Raw genomic sequence first — 20,899 nt, 5'->3', positions numbered from 1 at the left:
TCCCGCCTCCCTACTCGAGATAGTTTGGTACATTATATGAGTCGAGCGGGTATATATTCGTTATGGCCAAGCGTGACAAGCCTGATTGGCAATAATTTTTGATAAAAAACAGAAACAGGCAGGGGAATGTCCCCTGCCTGTGCTCCGCAAACGCAGTATTTACGCCGCTTCTAACGGTTTACTGCTCTTTGATGAAATCATTCGGATTAACCGGATCGCCGTTCACGAGCGTTTCATAATGAAGGTGGATACCGAGATCGCGTTGGAGCTCGTTGCGGCCCGCTTTTGCAATAACCGTGCCTTGCTGTACCTCGTCGCCTTCTTTAACCGCTACTTCCGATACGCTTTGGTAAACCGTCGACAGCTCTTCGCCGTGCGAGATCTCGACCGTCAGACCGTTGGTCGGATGCTGATACACCTTCGTTACCGTACCCGAGAGCGCTGCCGCTACATCGAACGTCTTGCCTGTCGGATCAACGAAATCCATACCCGTGCTGAGTACGAATTTGTTGTCCCCGACCTCTACGATCGCATCCTCTTGTTCCGTTGCCGAAAGCTTGTCATCGTAGAATGGCGTCTTCACAGTAAGTGATTCTGTGTTAACGGGCCATTCCATCGATTCGTTGCCGGCGATAACAGGCAATGCGCCTTCTTCGCCTGCATTTGTTTGACCGTCACCTTGAGTCTCTTCAGTAGGATCGGATGTAACTGCTTTGTCTGTGTTCGTGTCCGCTCCCTGATAGATCCAAAGTAAGGTTACGATAATTGCTGCCGCGGCCATGAAGAGCGCTGGGGATACCCATCTCTTAGCGAATAGGCTTCTCCATCCACTGCTAGACTTGGCGGCAGACGTTCCTCCCAGAGCGTTTTTGGGAGTTTCTTCTGGTCTTTGCTTCGGTTTGTTCTGATTTTGTTCATTCATTGTTATATCACCTCACTAGCCATTGTTGCCAGAACTGCTAGGTTTATACGTGAGGTGAATACTAATTTTTGAAAGATTATAGACTATGACCTTTGGGCCAATCGTGCCGATAGCTTGGAAGCTTGTTCGACTGTCGTACTAGAGTAGTAGTGACCGAGGATAGCAGCCACGTCCGCCCCTTCCTGAGCCATACCGTTCGCGCCCCATTGGCTCATGCCGACACCGTGTCCGTAGCCATAGGTCGTAATCGTAATAAAATCTCCCTTAACGCTCCACGTGAATTGCGAGGAAGCCAGCTCTAGCTTCTCTCTTACCTCGCGGCCGGTAAACACTTTATCGCCTATACGAATCTTGCTTATGCGATTGCCTTCCGTTCGCTCTATGACGCGAATGGATGACTTCGCGAACCCTTTTCTCTTAACGCCCAGCTTCTTATGAAACTCGGTTAGCTTAAGCTTCACCGTCTCTTTATATTTAGGCGAGATCGCCTTGTCCCACGGACTTTCCACACTGCGCAAATAAGGAATCTGCTGTGTCCAATAGTCTTCTGAGTTTTCCGTATAGCCGTTGCTCGTTGAAAAAAATGCTGCTTCTATCGGTTCTCCCTCATACGTAATGACAAGGCCTCTCGTCTCATTAATGACTTTACTTAGCTTGGCCATATTCGTCTTGCGCTCCACCTTGCCCCATTGCCCCTCCAGCAACGCCAGCGGCGTATACACTTGATGCTGTACCGTATCGGTTACGTCCGCGCCATGCAGGGACATATCGGTATCATCGCCTTGTCCTTGTATCAACCGTCTGACGATATACGTTCTGGCGGCAACCGCCTGCGCCTTAAGCGCCTCTATCTCGAAATCAATGGGCATCTCCGCAGCGACAACGCCGCGAACGTACGTTTCGAGCGGCACGTTCTCGATCCGCTTCTCCTTCGTCAGATAGACATGAATAATCAGATCATCCAGCTCGCTTGTCGTGCGCGGATCGGCAGATGTTACATCTTCTTGGTCCGAAACGTTCTGTTCCTTGAAGATATCATCATTTTTTCGGTTCGGCTCGCCCTGCCGCACAGCTGCCTCATTCTCATTCGTGCGCGGCTGCAGCTGCGCGGCCGTCTCCGTAATGCGGCTTGCCGATTGTTGAAATCCGGCTTGACCGGACTCCGTATAGCCTGCGGCGGACGCCGCGCGAAGCTCACTCAGTGATAGCTTAATCAACAGAATAGAAGCTCCCAACATAGCTCCAATACCGAATAGAGCTAACCGTCGCTTGACCGATTGCCGGTGCAACAACGATACGACCAGCTGTGTTCTTATCTTTGGGCTCATGCGCTCTCCTTCCACCTAGGCCGGTGAGAGCGAGCATGCTGGCATCAATGACCCTATCGCTTATGCCGCTCTCTTAAATCGACCCTGATGGTTCATTCTATGAGAACGAATAATAGGGTAGAACCTCTTGTCTCCTAATCGTAGCGAAGTGCGTCGACCGGCTTTAAGCCAGCTGCCTTATTCGCAGGCAAATAGCCGAATATAACGCCGACGAGAGCGGAGAACGCGAAGGACAGCAGTACCGTATCACCCGGCACTTCCGTTTCCGTATGCATAACCTGGCCGATGACGAATGAAGCCACGTAGCCAAGCCCAATTCCAAGGGCTCCTCCCAAGCCGCTTATGCAGACAGCTTCTACGAGAAACTGAAACAGAATATCGCGCTTCTTGGCGCCAAGCGACTTGCGTATACCAATCTCGCGCGTCCGCTCGGTGACCGATACTAGCATAATGTTCATAATGCCTATACCGCCAACAATAAGGGAAATAATAGCGACATAGATCAATTGTCTATTCATTGTTTCGTTAACCGAGTTCAGCGTCTCCATCGCTTCCTCTTGATTGAAGACGCGATATGCGTTTTCGTTGCCTCTGAACTTCTCATAGAGTACCGCTTCGATTGCTGTGACGGTCGCGGACATGAGATCAGTGTCAGTGACAAGCAAATTGATTGTAGTGACGCCGCTCGTTTGAAATATTTTATGCGCCGTCGTAATCGGAATCAGTATTTTCTCGTCGTTAGAACCCGCGATAGACGTTCCTTGCGATTCGAGCAAGCCGACAATCGTGAAGTTGTAGCCGTTGATCGTTATTTTTTTGCCGACGGCCTCTGCCGGGTTTTCACCCTCATCCTCGAAAAGGTCGGTCGCCGTATCTACGCCGATCAGCGCAACTCTAGACGCATTGTTAATATCCGGCGACGCAATGTAGCGGCCATCCTGCACAGGAAAATCTTTAACCTGCTCATAGGCGGGCGTAATTCCTTCTATGCTAACCGATACTTGCGTCTTACCGTACTTCGCATACGCATTGCTGCTTGTTACAGGAGCAACGCCTTTAATATTCATGACATCTCCAAGCTGGTTCGCTTCATCAACCGTAAGCGATGTTACCGTCCCGCGTCCTGTAATGGTAGCCGACAGCGAGTTCGGGCTGCCAAGTGAAGACACCTGCTCGGCTACCTCATTGGATGACGCCTTGCCCATCGCCACAAGCGCAATAACCGTCGCAACGCCGATCAGAATCCCGAGCATCGATAGTATCGTTCTAAGCTTGTTCGATAAGACGCTCTTCACGGCCATTAACAAGCCTTGCGTAAGCTTCATCGTCATTCCTCCTTCCGAGCTCCGTCAACACCCCGTCTCGGATGACGACTGTGCGTCTGGCCCGCTGGGCCACCTCCATATCATGCGTGATAAGGACGATCGTCTGGCCCGCTTGGTTCAGCTCCTCCATCATGTTCAACACTTCCATGCCCGTCTTGGAATCGAGCGCGCCTGTCGGCTCATCGGCAAGCAGCATAGGCGGATTAGTCGCTAACGCGCGTGCGATTGCAACCCGCTGCTGCTGTCCGCCGGACAGCTCGCTCTGCCGATGATGCAGACGGTTGCCAAGACCCACTCTCTCGAGCGCTTCCTTGGCGAGCTGCTTGCGCACCTTGCCTGACAATCCTCGATAGATAAGCGGCAGCTCGCAGTTCTCCAGCGCCGTTAGCTTCGGAAGCAAATGATAGCCTTGAAAAATAAATCCGATTTTTTTGTTTCTCATCACGGTGAGCTTATTGTCGCTTTGGCCGTTCATCTCTGAGCCTTCCAGCTTGTAGCTTCCTTCGCTTGGCGTATCTAGACAACCGATGATGTTCATGAGCGTTGACTTGCCTGACCCCGACGGACCGACGATCGCTAAAAACTCACCATGCTCGACCTTGAGCGAGACGTTTTGCAGAACAGTCGTTTTCTCCCGCGCCATCATATAGTATTTCGTTACGCCTTCCATCTCGATTAGCGGTATGCTGCTATGATCGTTTCCGCTCATCGCATGCCACCGCCGCCCATTCCGCCGCCAGTACTGCTACGTACTGTTCCGCCGCCTCCGCCCATTTGCATTTGGAAGCCTCCGCCGCCGAAGCCGCCTCCTGGGAAGCCTTGCATCTGAACTTCTGTTTCTTGCTGGCCGCCGCCCATGCCAGCCGTTCCGGAAGCAACAGGGATAAGCACACTGTCGCCTTCATTCAAACCTGATACAATTTCAACGAAATTTTCGTTGCTAAGACCCGTCGTCACTTCGACGAGCTGTCCGCCGAGCGTCAACGATTCCATCATCGCTTGGCGCATATTTTGACGATCGCTCGATCCCGCAGCGCCGGTTCCTCCGGTTTCTCCAGCTCCTCCAGCCATGCCTTGTCCGCCGCCGTTTGGCCGTTGGCCTGTTCCTGCAGACGCACCGCTATCACCCGACGTGCTTTGTCCGCCGCCGGAAGCTGCTCCAGCGCCTGCAGGTGCCTCAGCATCCGTCGTGCCCTTCGTCGCTTCACCCTGCGTATCGCCGCTTGCCGGCGTTTGACCGCCTTCGCCTTCAGGGAACGCTCCGCCTTCCGGAGGTTGACCGCCGCCTTCACCCATCTGCCCGCCTTCGCCTGTCCAATCTCCTTGTCCGCGTCCGCCGCCCGTCTGTCCGCCGCCAGCCGCAGCTGCGCCGTCGCCAGTCGACGGCACACGAACGAATGATTTGCCGCCCATCTCAACAACCGCATTTACCGGCACGAGAACAATATCCTCTTTGGACTCAATCGTAATCGCGGCTTCACCCGACATGCCTGCCATAACTCCTTCAATATCGTTCAGAAGGATGCTCACCTCGAAGGAGGACGAGCCGTTGCTGGACGAGCCTTCGCGCGCAATCTCCGACACCGTCGCATCAATCGTACGATCGGTAATCGAGCTAAGCGTAATATCAACCGCTTGTCCTACCTTAAGCGATGGAATGTCGAGCTCATCGACTGATGTAACGAACTCCAGCTTCGTATAATCAACGATGGTTGCGATCGTCGTATTCGCTTGAACCTCATCTCCGGCTTCAATATCGAATTCCGTAATCTCGCCTTCGATCGTTGCCGTTACCGTCTTCACCTGCTCGTTCTGTTCTTCATAAATATCCTGCAGGTCGTCATTCAGATCGGCAATTTCCGAGTTGGTGTCCTCGATGCTTTTTTGAATCTTCTTCTTCGTTTCCTCTTCGTCTTCCGTGCCGATTGCCGCTTTGAAATCTTCTTGATAGCCTTCAATCGTTTCTTGCAGCTTTTCCTTATTTTTCTCAATCGTTTCGATCTGATCCTCATAGTCGTCCGAATCCTCGAACGTCACGAGCGTTTGGCCCGCCTTTACTTTATCGCCTTTTTTCACATGCACCTCGGCGATCGTTCCGCTCTTGCCGGCGGTCAGAGTCTCGCGCGAATTCGCGGCAACCGAACCCGTCCCGCTAATTTGATTCACAATCGAGCCCTTGGTCGCCGTAACCGTCTGGGCTACAGGATCTTCTCCCGCCGCTTCCTTTTCCTTCGCAAAATAATAGTAATATGCTCCCGCTCCGGCCGCGGCAAGAATGATAACGATGCCTAGCCAAATCGTCCACTTCTTCATTTGCTTTACGCCACCCTCCATCAGACTTGATCGAATAGACTATAGCAAACGAAGATGAACGGGAAATGAACAAAAAAAAGAGGACAGCTTGCTCGCATGAGGTCTGTTGCTTCCTCATAACGGTCAAGATGTCCTCTCTTTATTACATTCATTGCGCAACGCATTCCGCCTGGATCGCTTAGATCCTTAAGCCCAAGTCGGCTGAACCTTAAGTACAGCAACCTCTTTGTCCCGCTTGTAGCTCGCAGCCTGCTCATGCTCCGATACAGCTGACGAAGCAACAACTGCTGCCGCTCTTGCCGCGACTGCAACCGGTGCAGAAGCTGCTTGCTCGCTCTCCGTCTCCACGCGGAAGATCGTAGCGCCCAATGCGGCCAGCTTGCCTGTAATATCGACATACCCGCGGTCTACATGATGCAGCCCCGTAAGCTCTGTCTCGCCCTCAGCGCGAAGCGCCGCGCAGATAAGCGCCGCTCCCGCGCGCAGATCGGTCGCGCATACTTTCGCACCTTTAAGCGGCAGTCCGCCGCTTACGATGGCGCTGCGTCCATCCACCTTGATCTGAGCGTTCATCTTCTGAAATTCTTCAACATGCATGAAGCGGTTCTCGAATACGGTCTCCGTCACGACGCTCGTACCTTCCGAGACGAGAAGCAGCGCCATCATAGGCGATTGCATATCAGTCGGGAAGCCTGGATGCGGCAATGTTTTCACATCGACCGATTTCAACTCCGCACCTGCGCGAACGCGAATGCCGTTGTCGCTCTCGGTAATCTCGACGCCCATCTCTTCAAGCTTCGAGATGACCGGCGTCAAATGATCGGCAATTGCGCCTTCGACGAATACGTCGCCGCCAGTTATCGCTGCTGCAATCATGTACGTGCCCGCTTCAACGCGGTCAGGGATAACATTATGCGCTGCGCCGTGCATTTTATCCACGCCCTCAATACGGATCAGACCGGTGCCGGCACCGCGCACCTTGCCGCCCATGGCGTTAATATAATTAGCCAAGTCGACGATTTCCGGTTCTTTGGCTGCATTTTCAATGGTGGTCGTTCCAACCGCAAGTGCGGCTGCCATCATAATATTCTCCGTTGCGCCCACGCTGGCAACGTCGAGGTAAATCTTCGCACCCTTAAGACGGGTCGGCGTGCTTGCTTCAATGAAGCCATGACCGAGCGTAATTTCCGCCCCCATCGCCTCAAAGCCCTTCAAATGCTGATCGATCGGACGAGTTCCAATCGCGCAGCCGCCTGGCAGCGAGATACGCACTTTCCCTACGCGGGCAAGAAGCGGTCCCATGACAAGGAACGATGCACGCATTTTACGAATGAGCTCGTAAGGTGCCTCGATTGAAGTAATAGCTGGCGCTGATATGCGCATCGTTTCATTATTATAAGTTAATTGTGCGCCCAATGAAGCAAGCACCTTCTGAATCGTCATAACGTCATCGAGGAGGGGTACGTCATAGATGACGCTGTCTCCTTCTGTCGCCAATAATGAGGCCGCTAGAATGGGAAGCACGGCATTTTTTGCACCGCTAACGCGGACCGTTCCCTTCAAACGCTGACCTCCGCGGACGATAATTTTGGTCATCTTATGGTTCCCTCCGCGAACTGCAATTTCTATACCCTCTACGAGCATATAATGGAATTCTTCACTACAACTAAACTTCATCTTATCATTCATCTACATGAATCGACAAGCGTTAAATTACTTCCATTTTATTCTTACCCGCCTTTGGTCCTAGATCGGGTTTTTGCCTTGCCTGCCGATCCTTCTTTTCCTAAAAATAATCCGTTTTCACCTAGCGCCAATCGTACTTTTTGCTTGCTTTCCCCTACCTAACTTACCGTCATTTAATACCCATTGTTGACATCTTTCGCAACTGTTATTCGACAAAGCTTCGAAGCATCGTTGTGAAGCTCCAATATTCCAAAATAAACTTGGCGAACAAGTGTCCTAAAATAACCGCAACAACGACTTGAAACATCCTTGCCTTCGCATTGCGGGGATGCTTGAAGAACGTTTCCCACTTTACTTCCTGCAGCAGCGTCCACACCAGCATAATGCTGATCAAAACAACAATAATAGAGAATAACCCGGTAATTCCGGTCATCCGCTGCGCCTGGTCGAATACATCATAATTATCCATAGCTGCTCCTTCACTTCATTGCTTCGTTTCTACATTAATCTATCGTTTATTAGTCTTAGCTGCGCAGCAACCGATACAGAAGGACGGAATATTCTGCCCTGCTCGCTTGCAGATTCGGTTTGAATTGATTGTACTCTACACCTTTGATTGCACCGTTCGCTTTAAGCCCGATAAGCATAGGCGCCGCCCAATGCGCTCTGCTCACATCCGTGAAAGGAGCTGCTATCGGTATTCTTGGCTGCACCCCGTCAGCGTAACCGATAATGACGGCCATCTCTACGCGGGTAATCGGCTGATCCGGCCTGAAGCTGCCGTCAGGGAAACCTTTGACCCATCCCTGCTGCACAGCCTTGGCTATGGCGTCATATGCCCAATGCGAGGCAGAAACGTCATTGAACCGCTTTTGGCTCAGACTCGTGTTGCCGCTAGGCTTATAAGCCTTTACTGCCATTGCAACCGCTTCGGCACGCGTAATCGCCCGCTGCGGCTCGAAACGATAGTTACCCATACCGTTAATGATGCCTTGCTGGCTCAGAGCAATGATTTCATTTTTCGCCCAATGATTGGAGATGTCGCGGAATCCGCCAAGCAGCTCCTCCGACTTTATTTTGAAGCGATAATATTGGGAATCAAACGGTACGCTTGCAGACAGCTTCACATAATAAATTCCTGGCTGGAGCACAAGCTCCGACGATTGCAGCGATCCGCTCTTGCCCGTTGATGCCGTCGTTAGTCGAGACATCCGCTTATCGTAGGCCTCCAGCTTCAAGCTGCTTGATGAAGGCACGCCAGATACCGCCATCGATACGACGCTTGCCTTGTTCACGCGGAATTGAAACCAATCCAAATCGCTATTGCTTCCGATTACGCCTACATATTCCGTTCCGGGATTGACCATAAAGGATTCATACGATTTGTCGTTCCCTTCGTTCGGATCAACATACTTGGGCGTGTATTCCAGCTTCAGCGCATATGTACCTATTACAGGACTTGCCTCGGATGAGATCGCATTGTGGACACGAATATAATATTTCCCTGGAACGACAGTTATGACAGGAGACTGCTCCGATTTCCCTTCGCCCTCATCGTCGTACAAGAGCAACTGATCGCCGGCTCGCTGAATAGCAAGGCCCGGATCGATTCTCGCCGTATCCGTGCTTAATGAAACTTTTAGTTTTCCGCCTTGCGTAAAAGATACGACATACCAATCCCGATCCGCGGCTTGATGAAAGTTGCCGATGACGGTTTGTCCCCGGGGTTGAAGCGTATAGGCTTCATAGGATTTATCGTTCGACTCGTAAGCATCCTGCTTCATTATAAAAGAGGAGGTCAGCATATACGGTAAACCTAAAGTACTATATTGATTCATCAGCTCGACCCGAATGAGATGCGCGCCTTTCTTCACATCGATATCGATTGACGTGCTTGTCAGCTTCGTATCGTAGATCAATTGCTGCTGACCGTTAAAATATTGATAAATCCGCACTGGCTGCACCGCTTTGCCAGACTCGACCAAGCCTTTGTAATCGATCGTTAGCGTTCCGTCGCTTGGCATGTCAATGCGGTACCAGTCTTGGTCTTCTCCGCTCTCAAGCGAAGCGGTGATGCTCGTACCTAGCTGGAATCGCTTCGCCGTCTTGCTCGTGTCATTCGGTTCGTATATATCCATTACGAGATTCGCGTTAACCGCTTTATCGATCTGCAGCAGGCCGTAACCCGACTTGCTGTCAACGCCTGCAGTACCGATATCCTTGGCCGTTTGCCGCAGCAGAGCCCTTACCTGGTAAGGCTTCAAATCCGGATTCTGGGCCCAAATAAGGCCGGCAGCCGCAGCCACCTGCGGGGCTGCCATTGAGGTGCCCTCTTCCCGCTTGTAGAGCCCGCCCATGCCTGTCGTGAACACATTCCATGGCGCCATAATATCAAGCTCAGGCCCTGGATTGGAGCGCGCATCAACTGCTCCGTTTGGCTTGACGCCGCCGACTGCGATTACGGTCGAGTAGGCGGCAGGATATTTGACCGCCGCCTTTGCGCCGTAAGAAACGCCGTCATTGCCTGCCGCTGCTACAAGCAGGACGCCTTTGGATTCGGCATATTCTACGATATCGAGCATGTAGGGCGAGTAGCGGTGCAGTCCAACCGACAGGACGACAATCCGAGCGCCGCTCTTGATTGCATACAAGATCGCGTCGCCAAGCTCCTCTTCCGTACCGTCTCCGCGATTATCGAGCGCCTTGATTGGCATAATACTTGCCTTCCAGATAATCCCCGCGACGCCTCTACCATTGTTCGTTTCTGCTGCAATGACGCCGGCTACACTCGTACCATGGCCGTTATCGTCATTCGGCGGCAGCTTCGGATTCACCAGGTTGACCCCCGGCACTAGATTATTCACCAGATCCGGGTGGTCGAGATCAATCCCCGTATCTACTATAGCTATCGTCAGCTTCTTCTGCTCCCGCACTTTCTCCCACGCTATTAACGCGCCAATCTGAGCTAAGTACGGCTGCTGGCTTAACTCGGGATCATCCGCATTCACTTTCTGCGTCTGCACGGCGAATGAAGCAGCGTCATCGACGGTGCTCGCCTCCGTCTGCGACAACGGCGGCGTCGCAAGCGCGAGCGCGTGCACCCGGCTATTCGGGTGCACGTATTCGACGCCCGGCTCGCTCTGCAGCCGGGCGAGCCAAGCTTGCGCGTCCTCGCCGCTGTTGCCGGCGGCGGGACGCACGACATCAACCGCCGCCTCGCTTTGGCGGCGGAGCACCTCTGTCCCGCGCAGCTCATGCGCCAGCGCGGGGTCGCTCCACTTGAGCAGCCAGCTCTGCGGCTGCTCTTCAGCGGCGACAGCGTCGCCGTCGCTGGCCGCGGCGGCTACCGCGGCCTCCTGCGGCGCGGCCGCCGCATGGCGAGCTAGCCCTGCGGGGGCCAAGCCCCCGAGGGCGACGCTCGCGAGCACTAGCGTGAGCAGCGCTCTTCGCACATGAGCGCGCCCCGCTCCATATTTAATTGCCGCTGATTGTCTCAGCGTCCATCTATTTCTGAATATCATCGCATTCTGCCTTTTTATTATAATGTTGTGTTCGAAATTTTACCGTCTACGTCTATTTAATTATTCGATCATTAACCCTCTATTCCCTTGTAGTCGGCTAACAAAGGTTCAAAAGACCTACCAGCTTATCCCTAATTTATTGTTAGGCAACGAGATGTATCTTCTATTGTTCACCGCTTCACCTATTAATTCATCGGAAGATAAGATTTTATGCTATAAAGGGATTCTATACATTTTGTCTAATTACTTAATTTGTACATAAAATGGCGACTGTCGATTCATTAGGTCACTCCAGTCCTAAACCCAAAGCCAAGACCTCTCATACTGAGGTTACGTTAGCCTGTAATTCATACAGTCTAATCGACCTGATTACCCATAAAATTACTTTTGAGTGGATATTGTACAGCCAAAACCTGCATTTTAGCCCTCAGTAACCTTTTTCCGCCCATTAGACTGCATATAATCCAATCAAACTCTAAAATTTTCTCATTCCTAGCCTTTTAATTGGATAAATTACATCCAAAAGATTAGTACACCTTTAAGAGAGCCAAATGAATCGACAGTCTCAAATAACAAGTCTAAAGAGGATGAATATGAGTAATAATGTTAACTTTTTCATTTTAGCTGCATTCTTTTTATTCGGAGCAATATTTAAAGGCTATTATTTTGATACCGCGCTTTTATTCATGAATGCTTTGGTTATCCTTGGTTTTTCTATTTTACTTTTTCTTCAAAAATCACTCACCGTTACATGGCTGCATATCCCGCTTGTTTTATTTGTTGCTTGTTACTGGATAGCCTGTCTATACGCAGTAGACTTAGAATCAGCTATATTAGAAGCTTCTAGAGTGACTTCTCTCATTCCACTGTCTCTAATAGTAACGATGCTGCCTAGGCAACGGCTTACACAGCTCTACTCTTTGGGGCCTTGGCTAGGCATTTTATTTGTTGCTGCCGGCGTTTTATTCCAAATGGAACGTAATGGCCGTTTGGAACCGCTGCTCTATTAGAAATAATCATCAAACGATTGCTTACCAAATGAAACAGAGACTGCCCCGGTACGAACCGGCATGCAGCCTCTGTTTTTTCTACGACTGACCCATTAGCATACAAAAAAGATACGTTGAACAAATTAACTGGAATTTCTCCCGTTACTTCTGAGCTCCCCGCCTGCTTTCGAACAAATAGATGGAATTCCTCCTGCTAATATCACTGCTAATCAACCAGATGGGTACTTTCGTTGAAATTAACGTGAGAAACTCCCGTTATTCCAACAGTAACCAGACTAAAATGTGACGTTGGTTGAGCTTGCTTATTCCAATGGAATAAGCAGATCCACCTGCAATGAAATGACCGCGTCGATCCCTTCCATCACCACTCCAGGGAATAAGCCTAACGCCAGCGTAGCAGCTACGCATAACCAGATCACAATGCCCGTAGTTGCAGGCACCTTGATCTCATCCTCCTCGCTCGAGCTGCGCATGAACATTTGCCGGATGAAGCCGAAGTAGAAGTAGTAGGAAATAACGCTGCTCACTACCATAATCGCTACGAGCCAATAAGCCTTTGCATTAGCTGCCCCGATCAGGATGAACAGCTTGCCGAAGAAGCCGCCCGATATGGGCAGTCCCGCCAGCGATAAGAGAAGCACCACCATCGCAGCAGCCGTCCACGGCGCCCGGTAGTACATCCCAGCAAAATCCTTCATTTCCCCTTCGCCCGGGGTGCGGCTTACTGCCGTCAACACGGAGAATGCGCCGATCGTCATGAACAGATAAGCGATCAAGTAATAGATAAACTCAGAGAAGTTGCTGCTATGTACGATGGTAATCGAGAGGCCGATCGGCACGAGCAAATATCCGGCATTGGCTACGCCGGACAAGGCGAGCAGCCGCTTCACCTGCTTCTGGCGCAGCGCCGCCGTTGTGCCTACAAGCATACCGGCAGCCGCCAGCACAAGCAGCGCAAAAAATACGTCCTTCGTTATATACGCATCAAGCCCCGTCGTCGCAAAATATGCCGTGTTATACATGATGCGGAAGACTGCAGCTAACGCCGCACCTTTGGAGACGACAGCGAGGAAAGCGGCCACTGGCGTCGGCGCCCCTTGATAGACATCCGGCGCCCATGCGTGGAAAGGCGCTGTCGCTATTTTCAACCCAAAGCCTGCAAGGATGAAGAAGAAGCCTACATACAGCAGCGCCTTGAAGTCTTCTATTGCCTCCGGGATCGCCGCACCTATCTGCCCCAGATCGACCGAGCCCGTTACCCCGTACAAATAAGACATTCCGAACAAAATGAAGGCAGACGAGATACCTCCCGTTATGAGATATTTGAAAGCCGCCTCCGCCGATTTGGAAGACTTCTTCCGCATGGCAACCAATATATAACTCGTAATGCTCAACAGCTCAAGTCCAATATACAGAGAAATAAGATTGCCGGAAGAAGCCATCGCCATCGCGCCTACGACCGCAGGCAGCAGCAAGTAAAAATATTCCGCCCGATCCGTAATTGCGTCATCGTCCTTAGTAGAGCCGATTGCGAGCAGCACGATAAGCGCAGCACCCGCTAGAAACACAAGCTTGAGCAGACTGCTAAAGTCGTCTATGCGATAGCTGTTCGCAAGCAACTCGATCGTCTCCGCCGCTGCGTCCCCTCCGCTATTGCGATCAAGCAGCTGCCAAATCACAAGCCCCAGCGATAGAAGCAGCGAACCTAACGTCAGCCAGCCTCCAATCCAAATCCGATTCATACGCTTCGGCAGAAGGAGATCCAACAGCACGATAATAATAAATAAGGCGGATAACGATAATTCAGGGGCAAGATGGAGCATATCCGCCCATGTCAGCGGCACAAAAGAATCAGCTTCATGCATCGTCTATCCCCCCGCCCTTGTTGCAAGTAATCGTGCGAATAAATCACCCATGCTGTATTGCACCGTATCGGTCAATATGGATGGGTAGCAGCCGAGCAGCAGGATGAACGCAAGCAATACGATCATCGGTACAGCTTCGATCAGCCGCGCATCCTTAAGCGCAGCATAGGAGTCCGACATCGGACCGAACGTGATCTTTAGAACGCTTCTTAATACGTATACCGCTGTCAAAATAATGCCGAGAACGGCTGCCGCCGCAAGCCACCTCATCGATTCGAACAGCCCGAGCAGCGCCAGCAGCTCGCCCACAAACCCCGATAAGCCGGGCAAACCAAGCGATGCAAGTCCCGCAGCCAGCAGCACTCCGCTCATGAACGGCAGCGACCTTGCCAATCCTCCCAACTCCGAGAGCTCCGTCGTTCCCGTTCGTTCATATAAGCTTCCTACAAGAAGAAATAACAATGCCGATATAAGTCCATGCGATACAAGCTGGAATATCGCGCCTTGCAGTCCTATTTCGTTGAACGCTGCAAAACCTAACAGTACAATGCCCATATGGCTGATCGAGGAGTACGCCAATACGAGCTTCAGCTCTGTCTGTCTGAACGCAAGCACCGCTCCGTATAAAATATTAATGACTCCCAACACGGCGAGCACAGTCGCCCATGCTTTCGCTTGTTCAGGGAAGAGAAGCAAGCCAAAGCGCAGCAACCCGTACGCCCCCATCTTGAGCAATATGCCCGAGTGAATCATAACGACAGACGGCGGCGCTTCCGTATGCACCTTAAGCATCCAAGTATGGAACGGGAAGATCGGCAGCTTAATGCCGAAAGCAGCGAGCAGCATAATAAATAACGTCCACTGCATCCCATCCGTCATCGCAAAAGGATTAATATTCCCCATCATGCTAACGGCCGGTTGATTGACCATCGCTTCTGTATCGGTCATGTTGCGGATAATATCCGCATAACTGCCGCTGTAGATATATTGTACCTGCTCACCGATGGCCTCGACACGGAAGCCAGCCGTATTCACGAGTATAACAAAGGCTATTAACATAATCGCCGAACCAAGCCCGTTGTAGATCAAGAACTGGTTCGCAGCCTTTTCCCTGTTGAAGTACCCCCAAATACCGATTAAGAAATACATAGCCACGAGCGTCAGCTCGAAGAATACGAAAAATAAGAACACGTCGCGGGCGAGAAAGACGCCCAGCATTCCGAACTCGAGCAGCAGAAACCAAATGAAGAACGCCTTCCATCGTTTCTTCACATGGAAGGCTGCAAGTGCAGCCATAGCAGTAACAAGACTCGTGAGCAAAATAAGCGGCAATGATAGTCCGTCTACGCCGAGCTCATATTGAAGTCTGAACGTAAAGGAGCTAACGCTCGAATGCAGCTCCTTATTGAGCGGCATTTCAATCCAGTCAAGCTGCTCCTCATAGACAACGCCGCTCTGCTGCTTGTCATAATCGGCATACAGCCAGAAGGAGAGGGCAAGCGGGATTAGCGTCGTAATGACGGCCGTTATCTTCAATAGACTTCCACGATGCTTAGGGAGGAACAATAGGACAAGCAGCCCTAGCAGCGGTGACAGCAATATGAAGGAAAGAATCGGAATATCGGGCAGGATGCTCATGACCAGAACCTCCTTCCGACTATAGCGAGAACAATGATAACGAGGCCTAGGACGGCTGCAATACCGTACGTTTGTACTTGCCCGCTCTGCAGTCTTACTGCTGCTTTGCCAGCCGAATCGGCAGCCGTTGAAACGAGACGAACGGCACCGCCGATCAAATATTCATCAAGTGCCGTAAGGAGTGTGCCGAGACTCTTGAACGGCTTTACAATGATACGCTCGTAGCTTTCATCGATATAGTACTTGCGTTCAAGCAGCTTTACCAATCCCGGCGCTTTCTCAGCAACAATGCCGCGACTCACGCTGCCCTTCACATAGATCAGCCATCCGAGATAGATGCCTAGTACGCCGACGGCGATAGAAGCAATAACCGCAATGCCGCTGCTATGCGCTTCCTCTACTTCTCCTTCGCTTAGCCATGAGCCTAACGTGCCATTCCAAGGCGTCTCCACGAATCCGGATACGACTGCAAGCACTGCGAGCACGATTAGCGGAATCGTCATGACGGATGGCGACTCATGCGCTCCTCCTAGTGATGACCGCGGTTTGCCCATGAATACGAGAAAGAACAGTCTCGCCATATAAAGAGCCGTGCAGAACGCGGTCAACAGGCCGACAACGAACAGCAGCTTGTTCTCTTCCAGCGCTACCGATAAAATAAGATCCTTCGACCAGAAGCCGGATAACGGCGGAATACCGGAGAGAGCAAGTGCGCCTATGCCAAATGTCCACGCGGTTGTTCGCATTCTAGAGCCCAAACCGCCCATTTCTTGAATGTTCTGCGTATGTACCGCATGAATAATGCTGCCCGCTCCAAGAAACAGCAGCGCTTTGAAGAAAGCATGCGTGAACAGGTGGAAGATGCCGCCCGTAAGCGAGCCGAGCCCAAGCGCCATCATCATATAGCCAAGTTGGCTCACGGTTGAATAAGCTAATATCCGCTTAATATCGTTTTGCGCCAGCGCAATACTCGCCGCGAAGATAGCCGTGAAGCCTCCAATATACGCGACGGTTTGCATCGCTGCTGCCGAATCGAGGAAAATGTCATACGTCCTCGCAATGAGAAAGACGCCTGCCGCCACCATCGTAGCCGCATGGATCAAGGCGCTGATCGGCGTCGGACCTTCCATCGCATCAGGAAGCCAGACATGGAGCGGGAATTGACCGGACTTACCGACCGCCCCTAAGAAAATGAGCAACGCGATTAACGTAGACAGCTCCGTCGTTATTGCGCCAGACTGTCCGTCGAAAACGCTCTGGATCATCGTAAACTCCAGCCTATGATCCGGCATGTACCAGAAGAGCAGCAGAATAGCGACTAGCAGCCCGGCATCACCGATCCTTGTCACGATGAACGCCTTCTTGGCGGCCGCCTTCGCCGCTGGCTTCGCATACCAGAAGCCGATGAGCAGGAAGGAGCATACGCCTACCAGCTCCCAAAATATATAAAGCGATAACAAATTATCGGATAAGACAAGTCCAAGCATAGAGAACGTGAACAAGGACACATAGCCGTAATAAACGGTAATCCGCTCATCGTTCTTCATATATCCTGCTGAATAAATACTCACTAGCAGACTGACAAGCGTCACGACGACGAGCATCAGCGAGGTTAAGTTCGTCACTTCGAAGCCGATACGCAGCGTGTATTCGCCGATCTTAATCCAATCGAATGATTTGTTATAATCGACCGCATTATCGCCAAGCCTGCCGATCAGCACGAGCAGCGACAGCAGAAACGCCGCCAATGCGCCTGCAGAGCCGATCGCTATTCCGGCACGCCGGTAGCTTCTGCCAAGCGCAGTCAGAAGGAGGAACGCCGCCAGCGGAAGCAGCGGAATAAGCCATGCCGCCTTTGTATACATCTCCATTTGCTAACGTCACCTCTTCATTTCGTCGTATTCGTCCACATTCACCGTTCCTCGAGAGCGGAACAGAGCAATCAAGATCGCAACACCTACAGCCGCTTCCGCAGCAGCCACCGTTATCGTAAATAAGGAGAAGATCTGACCGGTAAGCGCCGGTACGACACCGTATTTCGAGAACGCAATCAAGTTCAGATTGACCGCATTCAGCATCAGCTCAATCGACAGCAAAACGATGACCGCGTTCCGCTTCACCAAAGCCCCGTACAGCCCGATGCAGAACAAAATAGCAGCCATCGTCAAGTAGGATGGAAGCATCGTATTAATCCGCCTCCTTCTTGGCCAGGACAATCGCGCCGATGAAGGCTACCGTCAGCAGCACCGAGAGCAGCTCGAACGGAATGATATAGCCTGTATACAGCGTCATGCCAATAGCCATTGTATTGTCTTCGCCCGCTTGGAACGGCGCAGGCTCCGGGAAGGTCGTCATGCGAATCGCATAGAACAATATCCCGAACAGACTGAGCGCGCCGATAATCGCAAGCGCCTCCTTAAGCGGCTTCACAGGCTCCTGATCCGCAGACTGATGCTTCGTCATCATAATGCCGAAAATCATCAGAATCGAAATTGCGCCCGCATAGATCAATACTTGCACGAAAGCGACGAACTCTGCCTCGAGCAGGACGAACATGCCGGCGAGGCCGAGGAAGACGGCCGCCATCGAGACGACCATATGAACGACCTTCTCCAGCGTAATCATCAGCACCGCGCCGCAAATCATAATCGCGGAGAATATAAAAAAGGCGGCGTACTCTCCCGTAAAATCAATATTAAACAATTATTTGGCGCCTCCTTTGGCCGGCGCTCCGATATTGTTGTTATCTTCGCGAACGAGCGTGTTGTTATCGGTCAGCCACTCTACGTCCTTGAACAGATCGTCGCGGCTGAACGTCGACAGTTCGAAGTGATTCGTCATCACAATCGCTTCCGTCGGACATACCTCCGTGCATAAGTCGCACAAGATGCATATTTCGAAATTCAAGTCGAACGTATCAATCACTTTGCCCTTCTTCTCCGGGTCTGGATTCGGCTTACCCGTCAGCGTGATGCAATCCGTCGGACAGATGCGCGCGCATTGGTTGCATACGATGCATAGGTCCGGGATGAAATGCTGAATGCCGCGAAAGCGATCGGGCATCAGGATCGGCACGTCCGGATAAGAGGTCGTAACTTTGGGAGCTGTCATCGATTTAAGCGTAACGCCAAGGCCCTTCAGCATACCGTTCATTGCCTATTCCCCCTCTTAATTTTTGATGAACAGCTCCAAGTAGACAGCGGTCGCAAAAACGTTAAGCAACGACATCGGCAGCAGCACCTTCCAGCCGAGCCCCATCAGTTGATCGACACGTATCCGCGGAAACGTCGCCCGAATCCAGAACAAGAAGAAGACGATGCAGACGAACTTGAGCAGAAACCAAATGATGCCCGGCACAAAATCGAGAAACGGCGCAGGCGCATGCCAGCCGCCGAGGAATAGCACCGTCGTTAGCGCAGCAATGGCATACACGTACACATACTCCGACAGCATGAAGAAGGCGAAGCGGAAGCCGCTGTACTCGACATGGTAGCCGGCCACCAGCTCAGATTCAGCTTCCGGCAAATCGAAGGGCGTCCGGTTCAGTTCGGAGACGGCCGCGATAATAAAGACGACGAAGCCGATAAGCTGCGGAAGGAAGTTCCAGTTCCAGAACCAGCCGCCCGATTGGGCTTCGACGATATCTCTAAGGTTCAGACTGCCGCTTAATAAGATAACGCCAACAACCGAAATAACGAGCGGCACCTCGTAACTAATCATTTGGGCGGCGGAGCGCATGCCCCCAAGCAGCGCATACTTGTTATTGGAAGCCCAGCCCCCAATAACGATGGCAAGCGTCGATATGCCCGACAACGCGACATAATAGAGTAAGCCGACGTTCAGATCGGCGAAATATAAGTTTTGCGTATATGGCAGCACGACAAGTACCGCGAATGCGGGCACATAGGCAAGCGCCGGCGCAAGAATGAACAGCAGCCGATCCGCCTTTCGCGGGATTGTATCTTCCTTAATCAGGAGCTTGAAGATATCAGCTACCGTCTGCAGCAATCCGAACGGACCGACGCGATTAGGACCTATGCGAAGCTGCATCCAGCCGATGACTTTGCGCTCGAAGTAGATGGCATACGTGACGAAGCCAAGCAAGATGACTAAGAATACGACACCCCATAGGAACATCATGAGGGCGCTGCCCCAAGTTAGCGGCTCGCTTAACCATGCTCCCATTAGCAATCGACCTCCCCGACGACAATATCGACGCCGCCCAATATCGTAATGAGATTGGTCATTGTTTCTCCGACAAGCAGCTTAGGAAGCAATTGCAGATTAACGAAGGAAGGCCGGCGGAACTTAAGACGATACGGCTCCGCTTTACCCTTGGAGACGATATGGCAGCCGATCTCGCCGCGCGGCGATTCGATGCGCACATACACCTCGCCGGCAGGCGGTCTTATCGCACGAGGCACTTTGCCCATTGTCTCGCCGCCTTGCGGGAATTGCTCTACTGCTTGCTTCAAGATGCGCAGACTTTGCTTAATTTCCTCTAGACGGATCCTGTAGCGTTCATAGCAATCTCCGCGCGTGCCGAGCGGCACGTCGAATTCGAAACGGTCGTACAAGCTGTAGGGCTCCGCCTTGCGCAGATCCCAATCAACCCCCGTACAGCGCAGATTCGCTCCGGAAAGTCCGTAATCAATCGCCGTTGCCGCATCGTATTGCCCTATGCCTTTAATCCGCGCTAGGAAGATTTCGTTGCCGCTGACGAGCTTATCGTATTCCTCCAGCTTCTTCTCCATATAAGGGAGGAAGTCGCGCACTTTATCCATCCAGCCTGGAGGCGCATCCCACTTCACTCCGCCTACACGCATATAATTGTAAGTCAGCCTCGCCCCGCACAGCTCATTGAACAAATCGATAATGATTTCACGATCGCGGAACGCGTAAAGAAACGGGCTCATCGCCCCAATATCGAGCAGGTACGTGCCCCACCATACGAGGTGGCTTGCTACCCGCTGCAGTTCCATCACGATGAGCCGCAGAAACTCCGCACGTAGCGGAATCTCAAGTCCCATCATCGTCTCGACCGCATGAACGAGCACATAGTTGTTCGTCATGGCCGATACGTAGTCCATCCGATCCGTATAAGGAATAATCTGCGTGAAGTTCAAGTTTTCCGCGATTTTCTCCGTGCCGCGATGCAAGTAGCCCATGACCGGCGTCGCTTCCGTAATGACCTCGCCGTCAAGCTTGACGACAATTCGGAATACGCCATGCGTGCTTGGATGCTGGGGACCAACGTTCAATAACAGCTCTTCTGTACGAATCATAGGCGG

Annotated in this window: 17 protein-coding genes; 1 reads left to right on the top strand and 16 read right to left on the bottom strand. The window is 51.9% G+C overall.

Annotation, left to right across the window (positions count from 1 at the left end):
* Window positions 1-178 precede the first annotated feature (178 nt).
* From V8F51_RS28685 to V8F51_RS28650, 8 genes are all read right to left on the bottom strand, one after another.
* Window positions 179-922, bottom strand: a complete 744-nt coding sequence (locus V8F51_RS28685) for a M23 family metallopeptidase (RefSeq protein WP_337103931.1) — start codon at window positions 920-922, stop codon at window positions 179-181.
* Between the two features lie 83 nt (window positions 923-1,005).
* Window positions 1,006-2,250: a stage II sporulation protein D gene (gene spoIID / locus V8F51_RS28680; protein ID WP_337103930.1), complete on the bottom strand. Its 1,245-nt coding sequence runs from the start codon at window positions 2,248-2,250 to the stop codon at window positions 1,006-1,008.
* 134 nt (window positions 2,251-2,384) lie between these two features.
* On the bottom strand, window positions 2,385-3,575 hold the full coding sequence (locus V8F51_RS28675; RefSeq protein ID WP_337103929.1) for an ABC transporter permease: 1,191 nt from the start codon (window positions 3,573-3,575) through the stop codon (window positions 2,385-2,387).
* On the bottom strand, window positions 3,517-4,284 hold the full coding sequence (locus V8F51_RS28670; protein WP_337103928.1) for an ABC transporter ATP-binding protein: 768 nt from the start codon (window positions 4,282-4,284) through the stop codon (window positions 3,517-3,519). Before V8F51_RS28670 ends, V8F51_RS28675 begins: the two co-directional genes overlap by 59 nt.
* Window positions 4,281-5,888 carry an efflux RND transporter periplasmic adaptor subunit gene (locus V8F51_RS28665; RefSeq protein ID WP_337103927.1) on the bottom strand — a complete coding sequence of 536 codons (1,608 nt, stop codon included), beginning with the start codon at window positions 5,886-5,888 and terminating at the stop codon, window positions 4,281-4,283. The genes V8F51_RS28670 and V8F51_RS28665 overlap by 4 nt, the downstream gene beginning before the upstream one ends.
* A gap of 186 nt (window positions 5,889-6,074) precedes the next feature.
* Window positions 6,075-7,484, bottom strand: coding sequence for a UDP-N-acetylglucosamine 1-carboxyvinyltransferase (gene murA / locus V8F51_RS28660; protein ID WP_337103926.1), 1,410 nt, complete (start codon window positions 7,482-7,484; stop codon window positions 6,075-6,077).
* A 295-nt stretch (window positions 7,485-7,779) separates the two neighbouring features.
* Window positions 7,780-8,043 (bottom strand): DUF1146 domain-containing protein, encoded by a 264-nt coding sequence (locus tag V8F51_RS28655; RefSeq protein WP_337103925.1) that lies wholly within the window; start codon window positions 8,041-8,043, stop codon window positions 7,780-7,782.
* A gap of 55 nt (window positions 8,044-8,098) precedes the next feature.
* Complete coding sequence (locus tag V8F51_RS28650; RefSeq protein WP_337103924.1) at window positions 8,099-11,095, bottom strand: S8 family peptidase; 2,997 nt, start codon at window positions 11,093-11,095, stop codon at window positions 8,099-8,101.
* Between the two features lie 593 nt (window positions 11,096-11,688).
* Between V8F51_RS28650 and V8F51_RS28645 the strand changes: the two genes are divergently transcribed.
* The gene (locus tag V8F51_RS28645) at window positions 11,689-12,105 is read left to right on the top strand and encodes a hypothetical protein (RefSeq protein WP_337103923.1); all 417 of its coding nucleotides are present in this window, start codon (window positions 11,689-11,691) and stop codon (window positions 12,103-12,105) included.
* 302 nt (window positions 12,106-12,407) lie between these two features.
* Here the strand turns inward: V8F51_RS28645 and V8F51_RS28640 are convergent, their stop codons facing one another.
* From V8F51_RS28640 to V8F51_RS28605, 8 genes are read right to left on the bottom strand one after another with little or no spacing between them, the layout of a single operon-like run.
* Window positions 12,408-13,970: an NADH-quinone oxidoreductase subunit N gene (locus V8F51_RS28640; RefSeq protein ID WP_337103922.1), complete on the bottom strand. Its 1,563-nt coding sequence runs from the start codon at window positions 13,968-13,970 to the stop codon at window positions 12,408-12,410.
* A 3-nt stretch (window positions 13,971-13,973) separates the two neighbouring features.
* On the bottom strand, window positions 13,974-15,608 hold the full coding sequence (locus V8F51_RS28635) for a complex I subunit 4 family protein (RefSeq protein ID WP_337103921.1): 1,635 nt from the start codon (window positions 15,606-15,608) through the stop codon (window positions 13,974-13,976).
* Complete coding sequence (nuoL, locus tag V8F51_RS28630; protein ID WP_337103920.1) at window positions 15,605-17,479, bottom strand: NADH-quinone oxidoreductase subunit L; 1,875 nt, start codon at window positions 17,477-17,479, stop codon at window positions 15,605-15,607. The genes V8F51_RS28635 and nuoL overlap by 4 nt, the downstream gene beginning before the upstream one ends.
* A 9-nt stretch (window positions 17,480-17,488) precedes the next feature.
* On the bottom strand, window positions 17,489-17,791 hold the full coding sequence (nuoK, locus tag V8F51_RS28625) for an NADH-quinone oxidoreductase subunit NuoK (RefSeq protein ID WP_442956503.1): 303 nt from the start codon (window positions 17,789-17,791) through the stop codon (window positions 17,489-17,491).
* 4 nt (window positions 17,792-17,795) lie between these two features.
* Entirely contained in the window at window positions 17,796-18,311 is a 516-nt protein-coding gene (locus tag V8F51_RS28620; RefSeq protein WP_337103919.1) for an NADH-quinone oxidoreductase subunit J, read from the bottom strand.
* Window positions 18,312-18,761, bottom strand: coding sequence for an NADH-quinone oxidoreductase subunit NuoI (nuoI, locus tag V8F51_RS28615; RefSeq protein ID WP_337103918.1), 450 nt, complete (start codon window positions 18,759-18,761; stop codon window positions 18,312-18,314).
* 15 nt (window positions 18,762-18,776) lie between these two features.
* Entirely contained in the window at window positions 18,777-19,793 is a 1,017-nt protein-coding gene (gene nuoH, locus V8F51_RS28610; protein WP_337103917.1) for an NADH-quinone oxidoreductase subunit NuoH, read from the bottom strand.
* Complete coding sequence (locus tag V8F51_RS28605) at window positions 19,793-20,893, bottom strand: NADH-quinone oxidoreductase subunit D (RefSeq protein WP_337103916.1); 1,101 nt, start codon at window positions 20,891-20,893, stop codon at window positions 19,793-19,795. The genes nuoH and V8F51_RS28605 overlap by 1 nt, the downstream gene beginning before the upstream one ends.
* Window positions 20,894-20,899 lie beyond the last annotated feature (6 nt).

It is taken from the genome of Paenibacillus sp. YIM B09110, assembly GCF_037167145.1.
In the GTDB taxonomy this organism is placed as follows: Bacteria; Bacillota; Bacilli; order Paenibacillales; family Paenibacillaceae; genus Pristimantibacillus.
The sequence above is the reverse complement of the archived record's forward strand: the minus strand, read 5'-3'. Positions and strand labels throughout refer to the sequence as shown.